Source organism: Roseomonas sp. KE0001, assembly GCF_016107285.1.
Taxonomy (GTDB): Bacteria; Pseudomonadota; Alphaproteobacteria; order Acetobacterales; family Acetobacteraceae; genus Pseudoroseomonas.
Genome location: NZ_RCVQ01000001.1, coordinates 106,214 through 121,725, shown reverse-complemented (window position 1 = coordinate 121,725; position 15,512 = coordinate 106,214). Strand labels below are relative to the sequence as shown.

The window sequence follows — 15,512 nt, the reverse complement described above, 5'->3', positions numbered from 1 at the left end:
GCGCCGCGTGACCATGACTTAGCATCACCTTGAGCGCTGCACAGCGGGTTGCAACCAGATTGCAGCCACATGTGTCATTCAAGACACAGCACCCCTGGGGCTTTTTGGTCACAGCCGCGCGAGCAGCTTCCCCTCATCCTGCGCGGACAGGCTGCCGCGTGGCAGGAGGCAATTGGCGTGGCCCATCTTCCGGCCGGCCCGGGCGGCCTGCTTTCCATAGAGATGTACGGAAACGTCAGGCTGCGGCAGCAGCGCGGGCAGCCGGGCCATGCCTTCGGGCCCAATCAGATTGCGCATCACCGCATCCGAATGCCGTTCGGCGCTGCCGAGTGGCATTCCTGCAACAGCCCGGATGTGTTGATGGAACTGCCCGGCCTGGCAGGCATCCATGGTCCAGTGCCCGGAATTGTGTGGCCGGGGCGCGATCTCGTTGCCCAGCAGCCGGCCGTCCGGCAGCAGGAAGAACTCCACCGCCAGCACGCCCACCAGCTCCAGCGCCGCGGCCACCTCCGCGACATGGCGCCGGGCCTGTCCGGCCACCGCCTCCGGCACCCGGGCCGGTGCGAAGGAGAGGTCCAGGATGTGGTGGCTGTGGTGATTCTCCACCGCGTCATAGACGGCGACGCTCCCGTCCAGACCACGCGCCGCCACGGCGGAGATCTCCTGGGTGAAGGGGACGAAGGCCTCCAGGATCAGCGGCCTGGGCTCGAGCCGCGCGAAGGCCTCCGCCGCCTCCTCCGGCCGGCGGAGCACGGCCTGGCCGCGCCCGTCATAGCCGAGCCGCGTGGTCTTCAGCACGGCCGGCAGGCCGATCTCGGCCACCGCCGCCTCCAGCCCGGCGAGGTCGTGCACCGCGCGCCAGGGCGCCACCGGCACGCCGGCCCGCTCCAGGAAGGCCTTCTCCTGCAGCCGGTCCTGGCAGACGGCGAGCGCCTTCCGGCCCGGGCGGCAGGGCACTCGCGGCGCCAGGATCTCCAGCGTGCGGGCGGGCACGTTCTCGAACTCGAAGGTCACGACATCGACGGCGGCGGCGAAGGCGGCCAGGGCCTCCGGGTCCTCGTAGTCCGCCACCGTGCGGGCAGCCGCGACCTGCATGCCGGGCGAATCGGCGTCCGGCGCGTAGACGTGGCAGCGATAGCCCAGCTCGGCGGCGGCCAGCGCCGACATGCGGCCGAGCTGCCCGCCGCCCAGGATACCGATGGTGCTGTTGGGGGGCAGCGGCGTGGCCGGGGCGCCGCTCATGCCGGCTCCTCCACCACGGCGGCGGTCTGCTCCGCCCGCCAGGCCTCCAGCCGCTCCGCCAGCCCGGCATCGGTGGTGGCCAGCATGGCGGCGGCCAGCAGCGCGGCGTTGACGGCGCCGGCGCGGCCGATGGCGAGCGTGCCCACCGGAATGCCGGCCGGCATCTGGACGATGGAGAGCAGGCTGTCCATGCCCTTCAGGGCGTGGCTCTCGACCGGCACGCCGAGCACGGGCAGCCGGGTCATGGCGGCGGCCATGCCGGGGAGGTGCGCGGCGCCCCCCGCGCCCGCGATGATGACGCGCAGGCCGCGTTCGGCGGCGGTGGCGGCATAGTCGTAGAGGCGCTGCGGCGTGCGGTGCGCCGAGACCACGCGGCACTCATGCGCGATGCCGAGGCGCGTCAGCGTCTCGTCGGCATGGCGCATGGTCTCCCAGTCCGAACGGCTGCCCATGATGATGCCGACAAGCGGCGAAGGAGTATCGGTCACGTGGGGGATCCCGCGGCAAGGTGGATCAAAGGCGGGGCTGTGCCGCGCGCGCCGCCCGATGTCCACCGCTTTCCGCTCGACCCCGCCCCGCGCCTCCGGCTCACGCCGGCTTGCGGCGCTTCTGCATCCGCGCCAACCCGGCCAGGCGGCGGTCCAGGAAGGCGAGCGTCGCCTCGGGGTCGGGGTCCTGCAGCCAGAAGGTCAGGGTGGCGGCATAGATCCCGGCCAGGGTGGCGCGGCGGGTGTAGAAGGAGAGGTCCGTGGAGGCGTCGCCGGCCGCCTGCCAGACGGCATCGACGGTGCGGGCGGTGATGCGGCTGGCGGCGCCGAGGTTCCAGGGCAGGGCCAGCAGCGCCAGGGCCCGGCGCACCGCCTCCTTGTGCGGGGCCTGCTGGCGCAGCCGGATCGCCAGCAGGGTGCGGATGCGCTGCGGAATGCGCATCCCCTCCACCCCCGCCTCGGCGCCGGCCGCCGCCATGTCGCGGTCGGCCAGATCGGCCCAGGCCTCCACCATGCCGACCGGCCCCTCGGGGAACAGCCAGGCCGCCGCCTCGGCCTCCTGCCCTGCATCCCGCAGGGCCACCCGGAGCGCGGCCTCGTTCCAGCCGAGACGCGGCACCTGCGGCAACAGAAGGCGGAGCGCGGCGTCCCGCTCGGCGCTACGGCGCAGGCTCATCGTGCCGGCCCGGCCATGGCGGGCGCCGCCTCGGCCTGCTGCCGGACGGCGGCGCGGGCCAGCTCGTCGGTGAAGCCGAACAGCGCCATGTCGCTCATGCGGGAGGGGTAGAGGATGCCGTTCAGGTGGTCGAACTCATGCTGCATCACCCGCGCCAGCAAGCCCTCCGCCTCGCCCTCCACCGTCCGCCCCTCGATGTCGAGGCCGCGGAACGCGACCTTCCCGGCGCGCTCCACATTGCCGCGCAGGCCGGGGATCGACAGGCAACCCTCCCAACCGCTCTGATCGGGCGGGCCGAGCAGCTCGATCTCCGGGTTGATCAGGGCGGCGACATTCTCGCCGTTGCGCCAGACGAAGAGACGGAGCGGCTCGTGCACCTGGGGCGCCGCCAGGCCGAGGCCCGAGGCGTCCAGCATGGTCTCCGCCATGTCGCGCACCAGGCGGCCGATCTCCGGCGCGGTGGGGTCCGGCACGGGCTCCGCGACCTGCAGCAGGACGGGATGTCCCATGCGGGCGATCTTCAGGATGGCCATGCGTCCTCTCCTCGGCTGGGGCCCGCCTAGAATTGGGGCGCCGGACGACTCCGGGAAGGGGCTTTCATTCCCGCGCGGAGACATGCTAAGGGGCTCGCCACCTTGCAGGAAGGCGCCGGCATGACCGGCGCTTCGTGCGTTTCGCATCCGCAAACCTGGTCGGCCAGAATCCTGGTTGCCGGGCCCTGACCAGAAAGAGGAGACCGCACAGCGTGCAGGTCGTCGTTCGGGATAACAATATCGACCAGGCCCTCAAGGCCCTGAAGAAGAAGCTGCAGCGCGAAGGCGTCTTTCGCGAGATGAAGCTGCGCCGCCACTACGAGAAGCCCTCCGAGCGCCGCGCCCGCGAGGCCGCCGAGGCCGTTCGCCGCGCCCGCAAGGTGGAGCGCAAGCGCCTGGAGCGCGAAGGCTTCTGAGCCTTCCCCGTCCGCCGGATCATCCCGGTCCCGGACGGAACAAGCGGATCTGTCGTGACCGTGGGGTGGGCCGAGAGGCCTTCCAGCCCGCGGTTTTCGGCTTTTGTCCGCTTGTCAGGACAGGTTGCGGCAGGCTGCACGACGTTTAATGTAACGCCGTGTAACGGTGGCTATGCCGCCCTCCGACAACACTTTATGGCGATAGCCATGAAGGCATCGCGGTCGCCCAGCCCTGCGCCGGCTCTTCCCGCCGGCGTGCCCCTCATGCTGCCCTGGCGGCGCCGTGGGGCGCTTCGCCATGTCCTGGCGGCACTCGCCCTCGGGGTGGCGGCCGTATCGCCCGCCGCCGCCCAGGCCCCCGCCATCCCCGTCCTCGTCAGCCCGGTCGAGCGGGGCCCGATCCCGCTGGAGATCGCCGCCAACGGCAATGTGGTCGCCGAGGCGACGGTGACGGTGCGCAGCCGCGTCGAGGGGCAGATCCGTCAGGTGCATGTCGCCGAGGGGCAGCGGGTGAAGGAGGGGGATGTGCTCTTCACCCTCGACTCGCGCATGACCGAGGCGCTGCTGGCGCAGCAGGAAGCGCAGCTCGCCCGGGACAAGGCCCTGGCGGTCCGCGCCCGCGCCGATGCCAGCCGCTACAGCGCCCTGCGCGGCGAGGGCTTCGCCGCCGTGCAGCGCTACGAGCAGGCCCAGGCGGACGCCGCCAGCGCCGAGGCCACGGTGAAGGCCGGGGAGGCGCTGATCGCCCAGACGCGCATCACCCTCGGCTACGCCACCATCCGCGCCCAGATCGACGGCCGCCTCGGCGCCCTGCCGATCACCGAGGGCAACCTGGTCCGCCAGGGCGACAGCGCGACGCTCGCCACCATCACCCAGACCGACCCGATCCAGGTGCAGTTCGCCGTGCCGGAACGCTGGTTGCCCGAGATCCGCACGGCGATGCGCGAGGGCGGCCCGCCCCGCGTCACTGCGCATCCGCCGGGCGACAGCCACCCGCCCGTCGAGGGCGCGCTGCATTTCGTGGACAGCCAGGTGGACACCGCCTCCGGCACGGTGCAGCTCAAGGCCCGCTTCGCCAATCCGGACGACGCCCTCTGGCCCGGCCAGTACGTCAACGTGGTGCTGGTGCCGCGCGTCGAGCCGGACGCGCTGTCGATCCCGGTGCAGGCGGTGCTGACCGGCAGCCAGGGCGGGCGTTATGTCTATGTCGTCGATGCCGGGAGCCAGGCGCACCGCCGCCCGATCGAGCTGCAACGCGTGGTCGCGGGGCGCGCCGTGGTGAAGGCCGAGTTGCAGGCCGGCGACCGGGTGGTGACCGACGGCGCGCAACTGCTCTCCGACGGCGCCCGGGTCGCGGTGCGCGGCGCGCCGCAGGCGGCCCGGACGCCGGCCGGCCCGAGCTGAGCCGCCAGTTGAGATGACCGCCCGCCTGCCCTGACCCGCCGCCTGGCCGAGGAACCGCCCCGATGCACCTGTCCGAGCTCTGCATCCGCCGCCCGGTGATGACCTTCCTGCTGGCCGTGGCGGCGGTGGTGGCCGGGGCGGTGGCCTATTTCCAGCTTCCCGTGGCCGCCATGCCGCGGGTCGATTTCCCGGTCATCTCGGTCAGCGCCCAGCTTCCCGGCGCCAGCCCGGAGACCATGGCGAATTCCGTCGCGCTGCCGCTGGAGCGGGAGTTCTCGACCATCGCGGGCATCGACCAGATGTCCTCGACCAGCGGCCAGGGCACCACCTCGATCACCCTGCAATTCGTGCTCGGGCGGGACATCGACGCTGCGGCGCTCGATGTGCAGTCGGCCATCTCCCGGGCCCAGCGCCGCCTGCCGCAGGAGATGACCAACCCGCCCAGCTTCCGCAAATCCAACCCTGCGGACGCGCCGGTGGTGCTGCTGAACCTGCGCGGCGGCGACGTGCCGCTCTACCGGCTGAACGAGGTGGCGGCGGTGCTGATCTCCCCCGCCCTCTCGCGCATCCCCGGCGTGGCGCAGGTGCTGACCTATGGCGAGCAGAAATACGCCGTGCGCGTGCAGCTCGACCCGGACCGGCTGGCGGCGCTCGGCCTGGGCTTCGACGAGGCGCAGCGGGCCATCGCCGCCGCCAACACCAACACGCCGGTCGGCGCGCTAAACGGCCCGCGCCAGCAGCTCACCCTGCGCGCCAACGATCAGTTGCAGAATGCCGAGGAATTCGGGCGCCTCGTCATCGGCGGCCGGCCCAATGCGCCGATCCGGGTGCAGGACGTGGCGCGCGTCGAGGATGGCGTCGAGAACAACCGGGTCGCTTCCTGGATCAACGGCGCGCGCGGCCTGACGCTCGCCGTGCAGCGCCAGCCGGACGCCAATACGGTCGATGTGGTGGACGGGGTGAAGGCCGCCCTGCCCGGCCTGCAGGCCGCGCTGCCGCCCGGCGCCGAGCTTTCCGTCATGCTCGACCGCTCGGTCTCGATCCGTGAGGCGGTGCATGACGTGCAGCACCACCTGATGATCGCCGTCGGCCTCGTTGTGATGGTCATCTTCCTCTTCCTGCGCCGGGTCTCGGCCACGCTGATCCCGGGCATCGCCGTGCCGATCTCGCTGGCCGGCACCTTCGGGCTGATGCACGCGCTGGGCTATGGCATCGACAACATCACCCTGCTCGGCCTGACGCTCGCCGTCGGCCTGGTGGTGGACGACGCCATCGTCATGCTGGAGGCCATCGTCCGCCATATCGAGGAGGGGATGCATCCGCTGGCCGCCGCCATCCGCGGCGCGCGCGAGATCGGCTTCACCATCATCTCGATCACCCTCTCGCTGATCGCCGTCTTCATCCCGATCCTGCTGATGGGCGGCGTGGTCGGGCGGGTGTTCAACGCCTTCGCCGCCACCGTCTCGCTCGCCGTCATCGTCTCCTGCATCGTCTCCCTGACCCTGACGCCGCTGATGGCCAGCCGCCTGCCGGCGCATGGCCGGCCCTCGCGCTTCGAGGCGGTGCTGGAGCGCGGGTTCCAGGGGGTGGAGCGCGGCTATGCCTGGCTGCTGGACCGCTCGTTGCGCTTCCGCCCGGCCGTCTGGCTGGTCTTCCTGGCCTCCATCGGCGCCTCGGTCTGGCTCGCCGTGGCCATCCCGAAGGGCTTCTTCCCGATCGAGGATACGGGGCTGCTCAGCGTCAACACCGAGGGTCCGCAGGATGTCTCCTTCGACGACATGGCCGCGCGGCAGCAGCGGCTGGTGGAGATCGTCCGCGCCCATCCGGCGGTGGAGCGGGTCAATTCCGTGGTCGGTATCGGCGGCACCGCCTATTCGCTGAACCAGGGCCGCATGTTCGTCCAGCTCAAGCCGCGCGCGGAGCGGGCGCCGATCGGCCGGATCATCCAGGAGCTGCGGCGCCAGACCACCGCCGTGCCGGGCACCAAGGCCTTCATCAACCCGATCCAGAACATCAACTTCGGCGCCCGCGCCTCCCGCACCCTCTACCAGTACACGCTCCAGGGCCTGCGGGCCGATGAGCTCTACGACTGGTCCGAGCGGCTGCAGGCGGCCATGCAGGGCCTGCCGGAGCTGCAGGACGTGAACACCGACCTGCAGCTCGCCGCGCCCATCCTGTCCGTCAATGTGGACCGCGACCGCGCCGCCTCGGTCGGCGTCACCGTCGATCAGGTGCGGCAGGCGCTCTACTCGGCCTATGGCGCGCGGCAGATCAGCACCATCTTCGGCGCCTCGGACAGCTATGCGGTGATCCTCGAGGCCCTGCCGCGCGACCAGCGGGACGAGAGCGGCCTGTCCAAGATCTATCTGCGCAGCAGCTCGGGCCGGCTGGTGCCGCTGGATGGCATCGCCCGGCTGGAGCGGCGCGTCGGCCCCCTCACCGTCGCCCATCAGGGTCAGCTTCCGGCGGTGACCATCGGCTTCAACACGGCGCCGGGCGTGGCGCTGGGCCAGGCCACGGATGCCATCGCCGCGCTGGAGCGGCAGGCGGGCCTGCCGCCCACCATCGTCACCGGCTATGCCGGCACGGCGCAGATCTTCCAGCAGGCCCTGGCCGGCCAGGGAATGCTGCTGCTGGCCGCGGTGCTGATCATGTATGTGGTGCTGGGCGTGCTCTACGAGAGCCTGGTCCACCCGCTGACCATCCTCTCCGGCCTGCCGCCGGCGGCGCTGGGCGCGCTGGCCACGCTCTGGCTCTTCGGGCTCGACCTCTCGGTCATCGCCGTCATCGGCGTGCTGCTGCTGATCGGGCTGGTGAAGAAGAACGCCATCATGGTGGTCGATGTGGCGCTCGCCCGCCTGAAGGCGGGGGACGACCCGCTGACCGCCGTGCGCGAGGCCAGCATCATCCGCTTCCGCCCGATCATGATGACCACCCTCGCCGCCGCCGCCGGCGCGGTGCCGATCGCCGCCGGCTGGGGCGCCGCGGCCGAGCTCCGCCAGCCGCTGGGCCTCGCCGTGGTGGGCGGGCTCGCCGTCTCCCAGGCGCTCACCCTGTTCGTGACGCCGGTGCTCTTCCTGGCCTTCGAGGGCGTGGCGCGGCGCTTCTCGCGCGGCCCGGGCACCGCCCCCAGCGCCGCGCCGGCGGAATAGAGCGTCGCCTCAGGCGCGGCCAGCGCCGCTCCCGGCCAGAACGGCAGAGGCCGGGGATGGCCGGAGCGGCGTGCCGTTGAACAGAAAGGTCAGCAGCGGGCTCAGGGCGACCAGGCGATAGACCAGATAGGAGCCCAGGCCCGTGAGCAGGACGATGATCAGGATCTCCAGCTCCGCCGGCAGCGGCACGGCGAGAAAGAGCACGGACAGCCAGAGCACGAAGACGACATGGACCAGGTACATGGTCATGGCGGCATCCACCATGAGCCGCGTGAAGCCGGTCGGCCGGTCGAGCCAGCGCCGGGCCGCCGAGAGCAGGACATGCGAGAAGAGGATGCCGACCACCGGCATCAGGAGATAGGTCAGGGCCTTGTTCAGGGTGCCCTCCTCGCTCTGCACCGCCGCCATGGCGATGGCCGCGAGGAAGGCCAGCACCCAGACGGCCGGCTTCGGCCGGCGGAAGCCCTCGAGCCAGGCCGGCCGCAGAACCAGCAGGGCGCCGGTCAGGAACATCAGCCCGTTGGCCACGAAGTCGGCGGGAACGAAGATGCCGCCGATCAGGTAGCTCGCCTCCACCAGGCTGGCCGCCGTGGCGACGGCGAGCGTCGTCAGCCCCGCCGCCGCCAGGGCAATCCAGGCCAGGGCCGGGCGGCGAGCCAGCCCCTCACCCAGCAAGGCCGCGCCCCGCTCCATCCGCTCGACCCCGATCAGGCCGCAAAGCCCGGCGAAGAGGCCGCAATAGAGCAGCAGGTAGATCAGGAACCAGAGATGCACCGTCCAGGTAGAGGAGATCTGGCGCAGCTCCGCCAGCAGGCCGGGGGCGATGTTCTCCATGCCGCCCAGCGAGGCGGCGCTGGCCATGACCATCAGCGGGCTGATCAGCACCAGGGAGGTGGCGAGCGGGATGCCGATGCGCCGCAGCCGACCCGCGAGCCAGGGGCCGCTGCCCCGCCGCCGGATCAGCAGCATGGCGAAGAGGCCGGCGATCAGGAAGAAGGCGGGCATGCGGAAGGTATGGCTGAACTGGAGCCACCAGGTCATGACCTGGGACCGATCCGGCGAGGCGACGATCCAGGTGGCATGCGCCGCGTAGACCAGGCCGACATGGTAGGGAATGCCGGCCAGCATGAGGATGGCCCGCAGCTGGTCGAGGTCATGCCAGCGCTGTCGGACGACGCTTCCCGCAGCGGTCTCTGGCCTCTGGTTCATGCTGCCATCCATCCTGCGATGCCTTCCGGACTATGCCCCCGGTCCCGCCTGACGCGGAGGTCGACGGCACCTTAGCAAGGCCGGAGACGTCGCAGTTTGCGTTTATTGTCACAATTGGCGTGACAAAGGCATGAAACGGTCTGGACGCCGCTTCATCTCCCCGTCATGGCGGCCCGGCTCAGCGCCGGCGGCCCTCGACGATGCCCTCCCCCGCATCGCGCGGCAGGCCGGCCGCCAGGGGCGCTGCCAGCAGGGTCAGCAGGGCCGCGGTCAGGAACCCCGCCGTGAAATCGGGCATCGCCACCGCGCTCCGGCCGCTCAGGGCCACGCTGGCCTGCAGCACCGCGGAGGCGAGCGCCACGCCCAGTGCCAGCGGCAGCTGCTGGGCGGTGCTGTAGAGGCTGGTCGCCGCCGAGAGCTTCTCCTGCGGCACCTCGGCGTAGGCCAAAGTGTTCAGCGTGGTGAAATGCAGGCTGCGGAACAGCCCGCCCAGCAGCAGTACCGCGAAGACCGCCGCCATGGGCCAGCCGGGGCGGAAGGCCGCGCAGGCGGCGATGCTGAGCGCCGTCAGCACGGCGTTCCAGACCAGCACGCCGCGGAAGCCGAAGGCGCGCAGCGCGAACCGGGCCATGGGCTTCATGGCGAAGGCGCCGAGCGCGGTGGCGAAGCTCACCATGCCGCTCTGCGCCGCGCTGGCGCCGAAGCCGAGTTGCAGCGCCAGCGGCACCAGGAAGGGCACCGCCCCGGCCCCGATGCGGAACACCGTGCCGGCCAGGTTCGGCACCCGGAAGCTCGGGATCGACAACAGGCTGAAATCGAGTGCCGGATGGGGCGCGCGCAGGCAGTGGCGCACCGCTAGCAGGCTCACCAGCAGGCCGAGGCCCAGCATCGCCTCGGCCAGCAGCGGCGGCACCAGGCCGCGGCCCAACGTCTCGAAGGCGAACATCAGCAGCGCCAGGGCGAGGCCCACCAGGGTCAGGCCCCGCAGATCGGGCGGCGGCGGCAGACTGGCCGGCAGGGCGGGGATGACGCGCCAGACCAGCAGCAGGCCCAGCAGCCCGACCGGCACGTTGATCCAGAAGACGGCGCGCCAGGAGATCAGGTCGGTCAGCAGGCCGCCGACGGGCGGGCCCAGCAGCGGGCCGAGCAGGCCGGGCATGGTCAGCCAGGTGGTGACCGAGAGCAGCTCCTCCTTGCGGACCCGGCGCAGCAGCAGCAGGCGCCCGACCGGCACCATCATCGCCCCGCCCAGGCCCTGCAGCACGCGCGCCGCCACCAGCTCCGCCAGCCCGCCCGACAGGCCGCAGAAGGCCGAGGCCAGGGTGAAGGTGGCGATGGCGGTCATGAAGACCTGCTTGGCGCCGAAACGGTCGGCCACCCAGCCACTCAGCGGGATGAAGACGGTCAGCGCCACCAGATAGGAGGTGATGGCGACGCCCATCACCAGGGGGTCCTCCCCCATGGAGCGGGCCATGGCCGGCAGCGCCGTGGCCACCACGGTGCTGTCGAGGTTCTGCATGAACAGGGCGCTGGCGACGATGGCCGCCATCAGCCGGGGATCGGGGGTCTTGGAGTCGTCGGGAACGGGCACGCGGACAGGCTAGCCGTTTCATCCCGTCCTGGAAGGAGGCGGGGCGGGCCGCAGGAGAGGCCCGCCGGCGCCATCCCTCAGAACAGGAAGTAGCGTTGCGCCATGGGCAGCACATCGGCCGGCTCGCAGGTGATCGGCGCCCCGTCCACGCGCACCTGGTAGGTCTGCGGATCGACCTCGATCCGGGGCGTGAGGTTGTTGTGGATCATGTCCTTCTTGCGGATGCCACGGATGCCCTTCACGGCCACCAGCTGCTTCCGAAGCTTCAGCAGGCCGCCGATGTCGCCCTCGAGCGCCGCCTGGGAGACGAAAGTCACTCCCGTGCTCGCCCGCGCGCGGCCCAGCATCCCGTACATTGGCCGGTAATGGACGGGCTGCGGCGTCGAGATCGAGGCGTTCGGGTCGCCCATCGGCGCCATGGCGATCATGCCGCCCAGGATGACCAGCGAGGGCTTGACGCCGAAGAAGGCCGACTTCCACAGCACGAGATCGGCGCGCTTGCCGACCTCGACCGAGCCGATCTCATGGGCGAAGCCATGGGTGATGGCGGGGTTGATGGTGTACTTGGCGACGTAGCGCTTGCAGCGGAAATTGTCGTTGCGCGCGCTGTCCTCGGGCAGGGGCCCGCGCTGGACCTTCATCTTGTGCGCCGTCTGCCAGCAGCGCAGCGTCGTCTCGCCGATGCGCCCCATGGCCTGCGAATCCGACGACATCATCGAGAAGGCGCCGAGATCGTGCAGGATGTCCTCCGCCGCGATCGTCTCCTTGCGGATGCGCGATTCCGCGAAGGCGACATCCTCCGGGACTTCCGGATTGAGGTGATGACAGACCATCAGCATGTCGAGATGTTCGTCGATGGTATTGATCGTGTAGGGCCGCGTCGGATTGGTCGAGGAGGGCAGGATGTTCTCCTGGCCCGCGGCGGTGATGATGTCCGGCGCATGGCCGCCGCCCGCGCCTTCGGTGTGGAAGGAATGGATGGAGCGGCCCTTCATCGCCGCGAAGGTGTTGGCGACGAAGCCGCTTTCGTTCAGCGTGTCGGTGTGCAGCGCGACCTGGACATCCATCTCCTCGGCAACGCTCAGGCAGTTGTCGATCGCGGCGGGAGTCGTGCCCCAGTCCTCGTGCAGCTTGAGGCCGATGACCCCGGCGCGGACCTGTTCGCGCAGCGGTTCCGGCAGGCTGGCATTGCCCTTGCCGAGCAGGCCGACATTGACCGGCAGATCCTCGACCGCCTCGAGCATGCGGTGGATATACCAGGGGCCGGGGGTCACGGTCGTCGCCAGCGTGCCGACGGAGGGGCCGGTGCCGCCGCCCACCAGCGTGGTGGTGCCGCTGGCCAGGGCCTCGTCCGCCTGCTGCGGCGCGATGAAGTGGATATGCGTGTCGATGCCGCCGGCGGTGAGGATCTGGCCCTCGCCGCCGACGACATCCGTGCCCGGCCCGATGACGATGGTGACGCCGGGCTGGATGTCGGGATTGCCCGCCTTGCCGATGCCCGAGATGCGGCCGCCCTTAATGCCGACATCGGCCTTCACGATGCCCCAATGGTCGAGGATGACCACATTGGTGATGACGAGGTCGGCGACCTCGGCGGCATTGCGCTGGCTCTGCCCCATGCCGTCGCGGATCACCTTCCCGCCGCCGAAGGTGACCTCGTCGCCATAGACGGTGTGGTCCCGCTCAATCTCGATCACCAGCTCGGTGTCGGCGAGCCGGATCCGGTCCCCCTTCGTCGGGCCGTAGAGCGAGGCATAGGTCTCCCGGGTGATACGCCGCATCTCAGCTCTCCAGCTTTCCCATGATCCTGGCATTGAAGCCGTAGACGGCGCGCTCGCCGGCCAGCGCCACCAGCTCGACCCTGCGGGACTGGCCGGGCTCGAAGCGGACGGCCGTTCCCGCCGGGATGTTCAGGCGGAAGCCGCGCGCCTGGTCGCGGTCGAAGTGGAGCGCCGGGTTGGTCTCCTGGAAATGGTAATGCGAGCCGACCTGGATCGGCCGATCGCCCGAATTCGCCACGTCGATCGAACGCGTCTCACGGCCGGCGTTGATCTCGATCTCGCCGTCCTCGATGAAGAACTCACCCGGGATCATGGCCTGGACCTCATGGAATGGGGCTGTGGACGGTCACCAGCTTGGTTCCGTCGGGAAAGGTCGCCTCGACCTGGACGCTGCCGATCATCTCGGGGACGCCGGGCATGACATCCTCGCGCGTCAGCAGGGTCGCGCCGAAGGACATGAGATCGGCCACCGTGCGGCCTTCCCGCGCGCCCTCCAGGACCGCCGCCGAGATATAGGCGACCGCCTCGGGATAGTTCAGCTTGATGCCGCGTGCCTTCCGTCTCTCCGCCAGCAGGGCCGCCGTGAAAAGCAGGAGTTTGTCTTTCTCGCGCGGAAGAAGTTCCATTGCCTTTGTCCTCTGCTGGGCGACCCGGCCTCAGGTCGACCAGATCCGTGGCTGATGGGCCGCCTTGCCCTGGCACGCCGCCCGCAGGACGTCCCAGGCGCGGGCGAAGAGTGCCTTGCCGTCCGCGACCCTGGTCCCGAGATAGCGGCAGACCACGACCTGATCGACCTGGCTGGCGGAGAAGATCCCGTCGCCATCCCCGCCGATGGCCGCCCGCACGCGCTCCGCGGCATCGTCGACGGTGGCGCCGGCATAGACCATCGTGCCCCAGCTCGGCTTTCCGGCCAGCGCGAAGGCCGCGCCGAGAAGCGGCGACCCGCCCGAGAGGGCGACGCGCTCGAACCAGATGGGCCGGCCATCCCGCGTGATCTCGATGCGTTGGGTGAACCGCCCCCTGCCGAAGCCCTCGCCCGCGGCGGGCCTGCCGAGGCACAGGAAGTCCCACCCGACATAGGTGGCGCCGGCGGCAAGCGATATCCGGGTGTCGAGCCGCGCATCGGCGCCGTCGAAGAGGATCGTCTCCTGCGGCAGATACTCGCACACCGCATCGGCCCCGATCTCGAAGCACGCTGACTGCATGGAGACATTGTGCTCACTGCGGTAGAATTTGGTGGCGGCGGGCGTAGTCAACACCACGCGGGCGCCGGCATCAAGGCGGCAGCGCAGGCTCAGCCTGTCACCGCCCGCCACGCCGCCCGGCGGATGCAGGAGATAGACATGGCAGGTGCCGTCACGCTCCGGATGGAACGGGCGTTGCACGGCCAGGGGTCCGACATGGCGCCGGCGCGCCAGCCGGGTCCTGTCCGCGATCCGCGCGAACCACAGATCCATCTCCGCCGGCCAGGTGTCCGGCGGGGCGACAGGGCGGGCATGGCCGGCCGGAGCGGCGGGCGGCAGGGGTGTGGCCGGGGATCGGCGTGGTCCCACCGCGACCGGGGGCGGAGTCTCGGCCATTGAACGCAGGGATTCCCAATCGAATCAATCTGATCCTGGCGGCAGTCTGAAGGTCCTCCCGGATGCTTTCAATGGCGAAGTCATCGGCGCGCACCCTGCCCTGGCGGCCGGCCGGTCCCTGGTGTGCGCCCCCGTGTGGCCCCCCATGTGGCCCCCCCTGGTGCGGCCCCCTGGTGCGGCCTGGGTCTTTCCGATAGCGTTCGTACGGCCTTCGCCACGGAATCCTGACGCAGCGGAGCCGCCCATGACGGAGAGACGGAATGCTGAAAGCCCTTGCCCTTGTGCGGGCGCCGAAGGCCACTGAGGGCCTCGGGCCGACGCTTGGCCGGGCCGTCCTCGAGCATGACGAACGTCATCTGCGCCGCCGCGTGATCGAGCTGACCGATGGCCGGAAGGTGTTTGTCGACTTCCCCGAAACCGTCGTGCTGGCCGCCGGCGACGTGCTGCCAATCGAGGGCGGCGGCATCGTCGAGATCGCCGCCGCGGTCGAACCGCTCTATGTGATCCGCGGCCGGGATCCCGTGCATCTGACGGAACTCGCCTGGCATATCGGCAACCGCCATCTGGCCGCGGCGATCGGGCCGGACCGGATCGTGATCCTGCGCGATGCCGTCATCCGGGGAATGCTCGAGGGGCTCGGCGCGCAGATCGAGGAGATCCTGGGCGAATTCGATCCGCTGCGCGGTGCCTATTCGGGCCACGGCCACGGCCACTCGCATGGCGATGCCGGTCATTCCGCACAGGGCCATGAGGCCGCCGGCGGATAACGCAATCCAGGGATTTTCGTGCTCATGACGTCCAGAAACGGTCCCCTCCGCGTCGGCATCGGCGGCCCCGTGGGCTCGGGAAAGACCACGCTGACGGAGAAGCTGTGCAAGGCGATGCGCGAGACCTATTCCATCGCCGTCGTCACCAACGACATCTACACCAAGGAGGATGCGCTGATCCTGGCCCGCCTGCAGGCGCTGCCCGAGGAGCGCATCATGGGCGTCGAGACCGGCGGCTGTCCGCACACCGCGATCCGCGAGGATGCCTCGATCAACCTGCAGGCCATCGCCGAGATGCGGCGGAAGATCCCGGATCTCGACATCATCTTCATCGAATCCGGCGGAGACAATCTAGCGGCGACGTTCTCGCCCGATCTCGCCGACCTGACGCTCTACGTCATTTCCGTCTGCCAGGGGGAGGAGATTCCCCGGAAGGGCGGCCCCGGCATCACCCGCTCCGACTTCCTCGTCATCAACAAGAGCGATCTTGCGCCCTATGTGAACGTCGATCTCTCGGTGATGCGCGCCGATGCCGGGCGGATGCGGGGCTCACGGCCCTTCGGCTTCACGGACCTTTCCCGGGGCCAGGGGCTCGAGGAGGTCATCGGCTTCATCACCGAGTTCGGGGGACTGGCGGCATACCGGCGGGAGGCGGACCCGGCGAGGGTCTGAG

Annotated in this window: 15 protein-coding genes; 5 read left to right on the top strand and 10 right to left on the bottom strand. The window is 70.5% G+C overall.

Features of this window, described 5'->3' with window-relative positions:
• Positions 1 to 108: 108 nt before the first annotated feature.
• The 4 genes from D9598_RS00510 to def form a co-directional block, all read right to left on the bottom strand.
• Positions 109 to 1,242, bottom strand: coding sequence for a 5-(carboxyamino)imidazole ribonucleotide synthase (locus tag D9598_RS00510; protein ID WP_198364445.1), 1,134 nt, complete (start codon positions 1,240 to 1,242; stop codon positions 109 to 111).
• Positions 1,239 to 1,694 carry a 5-(carboxyamino)imidazole ribonucleotide mutase gene (gene purE / locus D9598_RS00505; protein WP_198364980.1) on the bottom strand — a complete coding sequence of 152 codons (456 nt, stop codon included), beginning with the start codon at positions 1,692 to 1,694 and terminating at the stop codon, positions 1,239 to 1,241. Before purE ends, D9598_RS00510 begins: the two co-directional genes overlap by 4 nt.
• A 136-nt stretch (positions 1,695 to 1,830) precedes the next feature.
• The gene (locus D9598_RS00500; protein ID WP_198364444.1) at positions 1,831 to 2,406 is read right to left on the bottom strand and encodes a COQ9 family protein; all 576 of its coding nucleotides are present in this window, start codon (positions 2,404 to 2,406) and stop codon (positions 1,831 to 1,833) included.
• The gene (gene def / locus D9598_RS00495; RefSeq protein WP_198364443.1) at positions 2,403 to 2,939 is read right to left on the bottom strand and encodes a peptide deformylase; all 537 of its coding nucleotides are present in this window, start codon (positions 2,937 to 2,939) and stop codon (positions 2,403 to 2,405) included. Before def ends, D9598_RS00500 begins: the two co-directional genes overlap by 4 nt.
• Before the next feature lie 212 nt (positions 2,940 to 3,151).
• Between def and rpsU the strand changes: the two genes are divergently transcribed.
• The 3 genes from rpsU to D9598_RS00480 all read left to right on the top strand — a co-directional run bounded on the left by rpsU (position 3,152) and on the right by D9598_RS00480 (position 7,911).
• Positions 3,152 to 3,355: a 30S ribosomal protein S21 gene (gene rpsU, locus D9598_RS00490; RefSeq protein ID WP_007006360.1), complete on the top strand. Its 204-nt coding sequence runs from the start codon at positions 3,152 to 3,154 to the stop codon at positions 3,353 to 3,355.
• 264 nt (positions 3,356 to 3,619) lie between these two features.
• The gene (locus tag D9598_RS00485) at positions 3,620 to 4,759 is read left to right on the top strand and encodes an efflux RND transporter periplasmic adaptor subunit (RefSeq protein ID WP_198364979.1); all 1,140 of its coding nucleotides are present in this window, start codon (positions 3,620 to 3,622) and stop codon (positions 4,757 to 4,759) included.
• A 62-nt stretch (positions 4,760 to 4,821) separates the two neighbouring features.
• A complete protein-coding gene (locus tag D9598_RS00480) occupies positions 4,822 to 7,911 on the top strand; it encodes an efflux RND transporter permease subunit (protein WP_198364442.1) in 3,090 nt (1,029 codons plus the stop codon).
• Between the two features lie 9 nt (positions 7,912 to 7,920).
• Here the strand turns inward: D9598_RS00480 and D9598_RS00475 are convergent, their stop codons facing one another.
• From D9598_RS00475 to D9598_RS00450, 6 genes are all read right to left on the bottom strand, one after another.
• A complete protein-coding gene (locus tag D9598_RS00475; protein WP_198364441.1) occupies positions 7,921 to 9,120 on the bottom strand; it encodes an acyltransferase family protein in 1,200 nt (399 codons plus the stop codon).
• Positions 9,121 to 9,298: 178 nt separating this feature from the next.
• Positions 9,299 to 10,711, bottom strand: coding sequence for an MFS transporter (locus D9598_RS00470; RefSeq protein ID WP_370591902.1), 1,413 nt, complete (start codon positions 10,709 to 10,711; stop codon positions 9,299 to 9,301).
• Positions 10,712 to 10,788: 77 nt separating this feature from the next.
• A complete protein-coding gene (gene ureC / locus D9598_RS00465) occupies positions 10,789 to 12,492 on the bottom strand; it encodes an urease subunit alpha (protein WP_198364440.1) in 1,704 nt (567 codons plus the stop codon).
• A gap of 1 nt (position 12,493) precedes the next feature.
• The gene (locus tag D9598_RS00460) at positions 12,494 to 12,805 is read right to left on the bottom strand and encodes an urease subunit beta (protein WP_198364439.1); all 312 of its coding nucleotides are present in this window, start codon (positions 12,803 to 12,805) and stop codon (positions 12,494 to 12,496) included.
• Positions 12,806 to 12,815: 10 nt separating this feature from the next.
• Positions 12,816 to 13,118, bottom strand: a complete 303-nt coding sequence (gene ureA, locus D9598_RS00455) for an urease subunit gamma (RefSeq protein WP_198364438.1) — start codon at positions 13,116 to 13,118, stop codon at positions 12,816 to 12,818.
• 30 nt (positions 13,119 to 13,148) lie between these two features.
• Positions 13,149 to 13,949 carry an urease accessory protein UreD gene (locus tag D9598_RS00450; protein ID WP_198364437.1) on the bottom strand — a complete coding sequence of 267 codons (801 nt, stop codon included), beginning with the start codon at positions 13,947 to 13,949 and terminating at the stop codon, positions 13,149 to 13,151.
• A 383-nt stretch (positions 13,950 to 14,332) separates the two neighbouring features.
• On the opposite strand from D9598_RS00450, the gene D9598_RS00445 reads away from it, so the two are divergent.
• Entirely contained in the window at positions 14,333 to 14,839 is a 507-nt protein-coding gene (locus D9598_RS00445; protein ID WP_198364436.1) for an urease accessory protein UreE, read from the top strand.
• 24 nt (positions 14,840 to 14,863) lie between these two features.
• Positions 14,864 to 15,511 carry an urease accessory protein UreG gene (ureG, locus tag D9598_RS00440; protein WP_198364435.1) on the top strand — a complete coding sequence of 216 codons (648 nt, stop codon included), beginning with the start codon at positions 14,864 to 14,866 and terminating at the stop codon, positions 15,509 to 15,511.
• Position 15,512: the final 1 nt, after the last annotated feature.

Bases quoted from the DNA above. Each gene is read 5' to 3' on its own strand.
- D9598_RS00510 (WP_198364445.1), bottom strand. From the start codon at position 1,242: ATGAGCGGCGCCCCGGCCACGCCGCTGCCCCCCAACAGCACCATCGGT.
- purE (WP_198364980.1), bottom strand. From the start codon at position 1,694: ATGGGCAGCCGTTCGGACTGGGAGACCATGCGCCATGCCGACGAGACG.
- D9598_RS00500 (WP_198364444.1), bottom strand. From the start codon at position 2,406: ATGAGCCTGCGCCGTAGCGCCGAGCGGGACGCCGCGCTCCGCCTTCTG.
- def (WP_198364443.1), bottom strand. From the start codon at position 2,939: ATGGCCATCCTGAAGATCGCCCGCATGGGACATCCCGTCCTGCTGCAG.
- D9598_RS00485 (WP_198364979.1), top strand. From the start codon at position 3,620: ATGCTGCCCTGGCGGCGCCGTGGGGCGCTTCGCCATGTCCTGGCGGCA.
- D9598_RS00480 (WP_198364442.1), top strand. From the start codon at position 4,822: ATGCACCTGTCCGAGCTCTGCATCCGCCGCCCGGTGATGACCTTCCTG.
- D9598_RS00475 (WP_198364441.1), bottom strand. From the start codon at position 9,120: ATGAACCAGAGGCCAGAGACCGCTGCGGGAAGCGTCGTCCGACAGCGC.
- ureC (WP_198364440.1), bottom strand. From the start codon at position 12,492: ATGCGGCGTATCACCCGGGAGACCTATGCCTCGCTCTACGGCCCGACG.
- D9598_RS00460 (WP_198364439.1), bottom strand. From the start codon at position 12,805: ATGATCCCGGGTGAGTTCTTCATCGAGGACGGCGAGATCGAGATCAAC.
- ureA (WP_198364438.1), bottom strand. From the start codon at position 13,118: ATGGAACTTCTTCCGCGCGAGAAAGACAAACTCCTGCTTTTCACGGCG.
- D9598_RS00450 (WP_198364437.1), bottom strand. From the start codon at position 13,949: ATGGATCTGTGGTTCGCGCGGATCGCGGACAGGACCCGGCTGGCGCGC.
- D9598_RS00445 (WP_198364436.1), top strand. From the start codon at position 14,333: ATGCTGAAAGCCCTTGCCCTTGTGCGGGCGCCGAAGGCCACTGAGGGC.
- ureG (WP_198364435.1), top strand. From the start codon at position 14,864: ATGACGTCCAGAAACGGTCCCCTCCGCGTCGGCATCGGCGGCCCCGTG.